The following is a 9,307-nucleotide window of genomic DNA, read 5'->3' as shown; positions in this document are numbered from 1 at the left end:
CCCTTTTTTGCATTTCACGCCCGGAAAAACTCATTGAACTGTTGTTCCACTCAGGATAGCCCTTTCACTTAGAAAAGCACTTGCGTGCTAATCTGACAGGGAGACCTAACCCATCGGGTAACAGTTTGGGGTTGTCTGGCTGCGTAAGATTCAAAGTAACAACCCATCCTTGGTAGCTCGTCCAGTCACGCCATCCATGGCGTGCCGTTCATCGCTTGTCGAATGCCCAATGGCATTCGCCATGATTCTGCGAATCACCGCTCTTCACCCCCATGTGAGAGTAGCACAGTGTCCCTTGCCGGCTACGGGGCTCCCATTCTAAAAACAAAGAACCCAGCGAAAGCTGGGTTTTTTGTTTTTGGAGTAGCACCAAGGTGCCACTCTCTCATAGCAAGACCTAACCCATCGGGTAACAGTTTAGGGTTGCGTATCTGCTTAAGAACTGGCGTAACAACCCATTCCTGGTGAAATGTCCACGGCAGCATCCATGCTGCCGGTTCTTCACTCTCGGCGTGCCACAGGCACCCCTCGCTCGCTGCGCTCACCGCTCATCACCCCCATGTGAGAGTGACACACTGTCCCTTGTCGGCTACGAGGCTCCCATTTTAAAAACAAAGAAACCAGCCGAGGCTAGGTTCTTTGTTTTGGAAGTGGCATCAAGGTGTCACTGTTAATTAGGAGGATTCTCTTATCGGATAATGATGTATAGACGCCCTGTTACTAAAGGTCACTGTTGTTTACTTCGAATGTGAGACTTGAAAAGTAGGTTTCGAAGTCAGCCTGGCCATTGTTTGTCAACGGAACGCCCCAAATGACATTTAGCATTACCGGTCCGCTTTGGGAAAAATTAAACGTGGCTATGCCTTGGTTATCGGTTCTTGTGGATTGCTCTTTATGCTTAGCTTTTGCCAGCGGAGCAGCTTCTATAAGTGCGTGCTGAAGCGGTTTACCCTTAAACAGCACTTTCACTGCAAGAGCGCCCTTGTTGCCTAATTTAAGAGGATGTTGCTGCGGCACTATCTCCAGTGTATGGCCGATAGGTTTTGTCACACTCTCTGAAAGCTCATCACCAACTTGCACGATCGTTTTAGCCTTTCGTGAATAAAGTTCGATACCAGGGTGCTGCATTAAACCATTGGCTTCACGATATTCTAAAATCTCTTTTAACCCTTCTTCTTTGACATAATCATTAAATTTAGCTGATTCGAGTTCACTTAAACTGTGGTAACTCTCTAATCCTATAATGTAGGTACCAGTTGCCAGTTTCTCACTTTTAGCGAAACCGGGAAGTAAATTGGTTTTAGGAACTATGCTTGCCGCCATGTCCGCAACGCCGGAGGGAGTGTATAGCCTTAACGCCACTATTTTATCCCAACGTAAATTCCAATTATCAGCACTGTCTTTGTGACCTATCTTAAATTGAACGGGTACAGACGCTGATTCTTTGAATATGTATTGGCCCGGTTCAAGCCAAAAATCATGGGCAAAACCTGACGCCTGAAAACCTAATAAAAGACTGCATAGCACCAGTGCATTTCTTATCCGCATTATTATTATCCTTTTTTTGTTCCTATCAGACGCTAATAGTAACGCTCTGTGTAATCAGTTCATATGTTTAAAATGTCGAAGTCGGGTATTTTCACTTAACCGTGCGTTTAACCGACTAATGAAACAAAGAACCCAGCGTAAGCTGGGTTCAGTTTACAATTCGAATGCGTTAGGGGCTGGATAAATTACATTTATCGTACTGCAAAAAATGTAATAAACCTATTCACCATCACCTTTGGTTAATGTCCTGTTTTGGTAATTAGAAAACTCGACCATAGTAATTAACTGATCATTGTTTTCGTCCATGCGATTAAATTCTTCAACAATGCCGCTGCGCGCTGCTTCCGACTTAGACACTTCGCCGTTACGATCAATGTCCATCATTTCAAATTCACTAGATGCCAAAAGTTCTTCATCAGTCTCGGGTGAAAATTCATCTTCAGATTTGGCATTCATTTCGTCTACGTTGTACTCATTGTCGTCAGAGCGGATGCTATCATTGCTAAGTGAATTGTCTTCCAATTCAATCTTAGCTGCAGTTTGTACATTCTCATCGAATACTTCGGGTGTCGTAGTAAGGTAATCGTTAAATTCATTAACACTGATTTGATTATCTAAATCTACATCAATTTTTTCGAAATAACTTGCTATAGCCTGAGACTCAGTTTCATTTTCCGTGAGAAAGCCACTCTGATCTTTATCCAGTTCAGCAAAGTTGGTATTAATCTTCACGTTTTCATCAGCGGGTGTACATGCCGCCGCGACGGTGGAAACTGCAATTATGGTAAGTAGTTTGTTCATGTTAATCACCTTGGTTTCCTCAATTTTTCAGGAATTGTTCAATTGCTTACACCTCACTAATGCATCTGTCGCGCCAAGTGAGAAAAATAATGTAATACAATGGGTTATGTGAACGCGTTGGGGGCGGGCTATCTGCTTTGTTCCTAATTTGCAACACCTCATCAGCAAAAAATACACGCTCAATATATTTCCAGTAAAAAGCTACCTTAGCGATAGTCTGCAGGTTTCAACGACCATTTATCGCAGAATAGCTGCGATAAAAAACCTTTTCTCCGTTTAACTGAAAAACCCAGCCATTGGCAGAATTAAACTTTTTACATACTAACTGCGACATATAGTTATATCACGGGATTCAACTTCTAAAAGTATCACTATGGACATCACACGTACTGCAATTAAGAATGCTTCAGGCGTTACCATTGTCGTTGCTATTGTTGCAGCATTGGGCCTTTACAGTTTATTCAAACTGCCAATTCAGTTATTTCCTGAAATTGAACGTCCCCAAATTTCCATACAAACAAGCTGGCGAGCTGCATCACCTGAAGAGATTGAGTCTGAAATATTAGAACCGCAGGAAGAAGTTTTACAGGGCATACCCGGATTACATAGCATGTCGGCATGGGCGAATCAGGGCAATGCTTGGATTAATCTGCAGTTCGATCTTGATACTGACATGCAAAAAACACTTATAGAAGTGGTCAGCCGAATGAATCGCGTACCTCCGCTTCCACGCGACGCGCTATCACCCAATATAAATCTGGGCGGTGGGGGAGGAGATGAACCTGCGCTGACCTATTTTTTCTTACAGAAATTGCCAGGAAATCAGAATGAGATTAACCATTACGTTACTTACTTTGATGATGAAATCAAACCACAGTTAGAAGCAATTCCTGGCGTTTCCAGCGCACAAATGCAAAGCGGAGTGGGGGGAGAAGAAGAGTTTCAGATTGTCTTTGACCCCTATAAAGCAGCAGAGTTAGGTATCGACCTGACACAAATTACCGGGGCGCTGGGCAGTGCTACAGACGTATCTGGAGGCTTCGTTGAAGTGGGGCGCAGACGCTACACACTGCGGTTCGAAGGTAAGTACGAACCTCAGAAAATGGGCGACATGATTTTAGAGTGGCGCAATGGCAGTCCTGTGCATTTGCGTGATATTGCTGATATTCGTATTCAAAGGGCAGATAACGATAGTATCAGCATACAAAACGGCAATCCGGCCATTTCTGTAAGAATAAGCCGTGAAAATGATGCAAACGTACTGGCTACCTTACTGGCGGTAAAGGATAAAGTCGCCGATATCAATCAAAACATGTTGGCAGACGAAAAGCTCACCATGGTGCAGTCGTTTGACGCGTCCGTATTTATTTACCGGGCAATAAATCTGGTCACCAGCAATTTATTTATCGGTGTGCTTTTAGCGGTAGGTATTCTATGGTTGTTCATGCGACAAATGCGGGCAACGCTAATTGTTGCGATGGCGATCCCAATTTCTTTGTTGAGCACTTTCGTTGTACTTAATATTACCGGACGCTCACTTAATGTTATTTCACTGGCTGGTCTGGCCTTTGCTGTAGGCATGGTTTTAGACGCAGCAATAGTCGTGCTTGAAAATATCGTTCGACGACAAAAAAATAGTGCGAATGAGGCTGACGCGAGCTACGCCGGAACGAAAGAAGTGTTTGGCGCCTTAATGGCGTCAACTGCGACCACCGTGGCCATTTTTATTCCCGTCATATTTATTAAAGACGTCGAGGGGCAGTTGTTTGCTGATCTGGCATTGACCATAGCAATTGCAGTGAGTATTTCACTCGTTGTCGCCGTCACCGTGTTACCTGTCATTGCCAGCAAATTGCTCAGTTCTGATCACCCTAAAGACAAGCTAGAGGGGCTGTGGACCCGGATCGCCGCCGGAATTATGCGGCTGACAAACACTTCCATAAAGCGCGTTGTGCTGGCGCTTGCCTTAATGACCATTCCGATTACCGCCAGTGTACTCATGTTCCCTAAACTGGACTATCTTCCTCCCGTCAAGCGGGACGCGGTCGATGCATTCTTTAATTTCCCAGCTGGCGCTAGCAATCAGTTTATAACCGATGAAATCATGACCAAAGTGGTTGAGCGTTTACAGCCATATATGGATGGGCAGAAGTCGCCAGCTTTGAAAAATTATTACATCATTACCTGGACTAACGGTGGCACCTTAGGCGTCAGAGCGAAAGATCAAGCTAAAGTAAAAGAGCTTGAAACCTTAGTTCGCGATGAGATCCTTAAAGACCTGCCAGACACCCAGACATTTGCAATGCAAGGCAATTTGTTTGGTGGTTTCGGTAACGGTCGCTCTATTGACGTGCATCTGCAGGGTACCGATCAAGATGGCCTGGTTATCGCTGCACAAAGAGGCATGGAACTCATTCAAGAAACCTTTCCCGGCTCGCAAGTACGTTCTAATCCCCCATTGGAACAAGCTGAGCCCCAATTACAATTTATCCCGCAGGACAGCCGAATTATGGAAGTTGGTTACAGTCGTCAGCACATGGCCAATCTTGTGCGTGCGATGGGCGATGGTATGTACGTAGGGGAATACTTTGATGGAATCAAGCGATTAAATATTATCTTTCGCGCGCAGGACTGGGCTACGCCAGAGGAACTTGCTTCTACACCAATAGTGACTCCCAGCGGAGAGATGGTGCAATTAGGTGAGTTGGTCTCGGTTGAGCGCAATGTTGGCCCAACTCGAATTCAGCGTATTGATCGGCGCAGAACGTTATCACTTAACTTCAACCCACCTGAAGGCATGACACTTGAAGAAGCAATGACCATTATTGAGGAGAAGGTTGAACCGCTAATCAGAGCAGTTATGCCGCCTAACGGAAATATCAGTTACGGCGGCAGTGCCGATAGTCTGAAAACGGCAATTAAAACCATGAGCCAGAACTTCTTGTTGGCGATGGGGCTGTTAGTTGTGCTCATGGCAGGGCTGTTCCGTTCATTTAAAGACAGCATTTTGGTTGCGCTGGCGCTGCCTTTGGCTACGGTCGGCGGAATTTCAGCCGTTCAGATTATGAACCTATTCCAATTTCAACCCATGGATCTACTCACCATGATTGGTTTTGTCATTTTACTTGGGCTGGTTGTCAATAACGCCATTTTGCTGGTGCACCAAACCCGCATTGGCGAGCGTGAAGGGCTCAACCGAACTGATGCGGTACACCAGGCAATTCTGGTGCGTTTGCGGCCTATTTTCATGAGTACCCTGACGTCTTTGTTTGGCATGTTACCCCTATTGCTGTTGCCTGGTGCTGGCAGTGTGATTTATCGCGGCATGGCTGCCGTTATTGTTGGGGGCATGGCCGTTAGTACCATTTTTACCTTGTTGTTATTACCCACCCTACTGCAAATGGAGTTCAGTTTACCCTGGAAGAAAGGCGCAAGTTTTTCACGGCCGGGTGCAGGTCCATTACTTGATGCAAAGCAGCAAAAATTTGATGATAAATTTTGAGGTATCGTTATGAACAGGATTTTTATGAAGCCACTCGCAGTCTCCGTTTTTTCATTAGTAATGTGTTTTTCAGTGTTAGCGCAGGAGCCGCCTGCACCACCACCAACGCTGGTTGAAGTAGATCAGATACTGCAAGAAGAAATCGCAGAGCAGGTTTGGGTACCGGGAACGGTAGTGAGCCGGGTTGATGCACAAATCGCATCGGAAGTGGCGGGCAGGGTGCTGTGGATGGCCGATGTCGGGCAAAGGGTTAATACCGGTGATGTCTTGATCAAGCTTGACGATAAACGGTTGCAATTGAGTCTGGCTCAGGACAAGGCCAATATCGCTAAGTGGGAAGCGCGCGTATCGTTGGCCAATAGAAAACTCGAGCGCTTTATGTCCATGGCTGCACAGCAAAACGTGTCTAAAGACCAGCTTGATGAAACAGGTGCTGAATTGGAAATAGCCCGTCAGGAATTAGCTCAGGCAAAAGCGTCCAAAGAAATGACCGAATATCAGATTGCACAGAGTGAAGTCCGGGCACCATTTGATACATTAGTTGTTGAACGCCTGCAATCACCCGGTGAGTACATCAGCACAGGGCAAACGCTGCTTCGCATAGTCGATCCTACTCAGGTGGAAGCTGCAATTCGTGCACCGCTTACCGTTATTCCCTTCGTCTCAGATGGACTGCACGTGAAGGTTAAAAACAACAGTCGTGAGGTACTTCAGAAAGTACGTGCTGTGGTACCCGTGGGTAATGCTAACTCCAGAATGATGGAACTGAGAGTGGCGCTAAAACCAGCAGATTTTCCCATTGGCAGTGCAATTCGTGTCTCTTTACCCCATAGCGAAAAACATCACGGCATGACCGTACCACGTGATGCCCTCGTACTGCGCAAAACTGGCGCTTATATCTATCAGGTTAACGGTGAAAATGAAGCTCAGCAAATCGCAGTGACAACAGGCATTGGTGTGGGTGAGCGGATCGAAGTGTTTGGTGAATTTGAGGCGTCTCGGCCGGTTATTACGCGAGGCGCTGAACGCTTACAACAAGGTCAGAAGGTGAGACTAAGTGGGGGCGATACCATGATTACTGCTAAAACTAACGGCATTTAATCAAAACAACCCAAGCTGTGTGGAAGTCAGTTTTTCAAACTCGATACCGATAACAGGCAGAATGCTTTCTGCAATGGGTTTGATCTGCTTCTCAACGTAATGGTCATAATCAAGCGGACTGCTAACCGCAGAAGTGGTTTGCGGACCTTGTAAGGTCATAACATATTTGACCACAGTGGAGCGATTAAACTTTAACGGTAGTCCCTGGGCAAGACGAATTTCGTCTTCCTGTTTTGCCGCCCTCACGTGGGGCGGCACATTTTTTACGTACTGTTGAGTAGGCTTGCGTAGCCGCTTAGTGTAAATCAGATTGTCATCCAACTTACCTGCTTTAAGTTTATCAATTAAGGTCAGTATAAGCGGTTTTACAGGCTGATTGGTAAATACGCTGGTGTAGAGCTGGTGTTGAAACGCTCTTGCCATGGCCGTCCAGTCTGAGCGCACATTTTCTAATCCTTTAAAAATGAGTTTTGGCTCTCCTGCATACTCAACCAGACCTGCATATCTTTTTTTACTGCCAAGCTCTGAGTTGCGAATCGTGGGCATAAAAAACTGATGGAAATGGGTTTCGAATTCGATTTCTAAATGACACGCTAGTCCGAAACGGGTTTGTAATTCATTTTCCCAGCGCTGGTTAATCAGCTTTTGTAACTCAACCCCAACCGCATTTCCTTCTTCAAGGGATCGCTGATCGCCGATGTGCACAAAGGTTGAATCGGTGTCACCGTATATCACTTTATAGCCAGCGTCTTCGATCCACTGTTTGGTTTGTTGCATAATTTCGTGACCACGCAGGGTAATGGAGCTGGCAAGGCGTGGATCGTATAAGGGGCAGCCACCACTACCCAAAACCCCGTAAAATGAATTCATTAATATTTTGATGGCTTGTGAACGTGCCTGATCATTCGCTTTTTTTGCTTCGTCCCGTTCTCGCCATAACTGGGTAATAATGTCGGGAAGAAAATGGGTGTTGCGTGAAAATTTGGCGCCCCTGAAACCTTCGATAGCGTCATCAGCATTTGCCAGACCTTCGGCCAGACCGACGGGATCAATTTTGAATGTACGAATTATTGACGGATAAAGGCTTTTAAAATCGAGTACCAGCACATTCTTATACAATCCTGGAATGGAGCTCATTACATAGCCACCGGGACTGGCCAGTCCACCATTTTGCGGGCGCACTCCGCACACATAGCCAGCACGGTGCATACGCGGTAAATATAAATTCAAAAAGGCCGCAACTGAACCGCCAGGACGGCTCATTTCCAATCCAGTTAAACGCGACCTCAACACTAGAAAGTCAATGAACTGGGTATGAGCGGCTATTTGATTAACCAGAACGCAGTCTTCAAAGTTGTACTGAGCTAACTTTAACGGTTTGTTTTGATAGAGTGATTTGATAGCAGCTAGCTGGTCATCTTCATGCACCAGTTTTTGCTTTTTAAGCAGTGCAGTGGCAACAAATTGCAATGAAAAGGATTCGAAGAAAAACGCCATGCTTTTTAACGCTTCTATGCCATCAATGATAACGCGACCTGCGATATTGACAATGGTTTGACCCGATTCCCATTGGTTCACGCTTATTGCACTGCTATCCCGGCCCAGCACGAGTTTAACCGCGCATCGTTGCGCTCTTCTCTCGAGCACGGAAAAATCAAATTGCTTCACGTTCCAGCCTAAAATTAAGTCTGGATCTGCGGCTCGTATTGAACGACAGAGTGCTTCGAGCAGGGCTTTTTCTGAGTCCACCACGGTTAACTTATATTCACCGTATTGTTTATCGGTAACCGCAGCATGATTTATAATTACTTCGTTCCACGTCGCTCCTGCTAAGGCCACGGAATAGAGATTCTCGTGTTCATCACATTCAATGTCCAAAGACAGTGAGATTAGTGTGGGAAGATAATTGCCACCCTTGATTTTAACTTCGGGTGAGTCTTTATTAGCTGACGGTGTGAAGGTGTAATCGATTGAACCCTGCGCAAACCGTTCCATCAGATAACGATCGACTAGCTTTACATCTGCTTCGTACAACGTGATCCCTTCCGCATTTGCTTGCTTTCGTAGCTGTCGCATTTGCTGTTCACTACGTGTGCGAATCAACGTTACTGGCTTTTGTTCAAGCGTGCTGAAGGTACATGATTCAAATGTTACCGAAATCCCTGCTTGCGCACACACACTCTGAGTTTGCTTAAGCAGGGATGAACAAATAAAACACACATTTTCCTGTGGTTCACTGACAACTCTGACGCTACCTTCACTTGACGCAATCCAAAGCTCAACCCGCTCCCCCTCGGCAGATTGAATAATACGTTTGGTTAGTATAAACCCTTGTTTCACAATAGAGTAAGGAGC

5 protein-coding genes are annotated in these 9,307 nt (G+C 45.7%); 2 read left to right on the top strand and 3 right to left on the bottom strand.

Going from position 1 to position 9,307, the window contains the following annotated elements:
* Window positions 1-720 precede the first annotated feature (720 nt).
* A complete protein-coding gene (locus HCJ96_RS16035) occupies window positions 721-1,548 on the bottom strand; it encodes a DUF4198 domain-containing protein (RefSeq protein ID WP_169212100.1) in 828 nt (275 codons plus the stop codon).
* A gap of 219 nt (window positions 1,549-1,767) precedes the next feature.
* Window positions 1,768-2,349, bottom strand: coding sequence for an EF-hand domain-containing protein (locus tag HCJ96_RS16030; protein ID WP_169212099.1), 582 nt, complete (start codon window positions 2,347-2,349; stop codon window positions 1,768-1,770).
* 373 nt (window positions 2,350-2,722) lie between these two features.
* Between HCJ96_RS16030 and HCJ96_RS16025 the strand changes: the two genes are divergently transcribed.
* Both HCJ96_RS16025 and HCJ96_RS16020 read left to right on the top strand, forming a co-directional pair.
* Window positions 2,723-5,851 carry an efflux RND transporter permease subunit gene (locus tag HCJ96_RS16025; protein WP_169212098.1) on the top strand — a complete coding sequence of 1,043 codons (3,129 nt, stop codon included), beginning with the start codon at window positions 2,723-2,725 and terminating at the stop codon, window positions 5,849-5,851.
* 24 nt (window positions 5,852-5,875) lie between these two features.
* On the top strand, window positions 5,876-6,952 hold the full coding sequence (locus tag HCJ96_RS16020) for an efflux RND transporter periplasmic adaptor subunit (protein WP_246261491.1): 1,077 nt from the start codon (window positions 5,876-5,878) through the stop codon (window positions 6,950-6,952).
* On the opposite strand, the gene HCJ96_RS16015 is transcribed toward HCJ96_RS16020, so the two are convergent.
* The gene (locus HCJ96_RS16015; RefSeq protein WP_425483749.1) at window positions 6,953-9,292 is read right to left on the bottom strand and encodes a DNA polymerase II; all 2,340 of its coding nucleotides are present in this window, start codon (window positions 9,290-9,292) and stop codon (window positions 6,953-6,955) included.
* Window positions 9,293-9,307: the final 15 nt, after the last annotated feature.

Origin of the sequence: Alteromonas ponticola (genome assembly GCF_012911815.1) — a bacterium.
GTDB lineage: Bacteria > Pseudomonadota > Gammaproteobacteria > Enterobacterales > Alteromonadaceae > Alteromonas > Alteromonas ponticola.
Note: the sequence above shows the minus strand (reverse complement) of the source record. Positions and strands in the feature narration are given on the sequence as shown.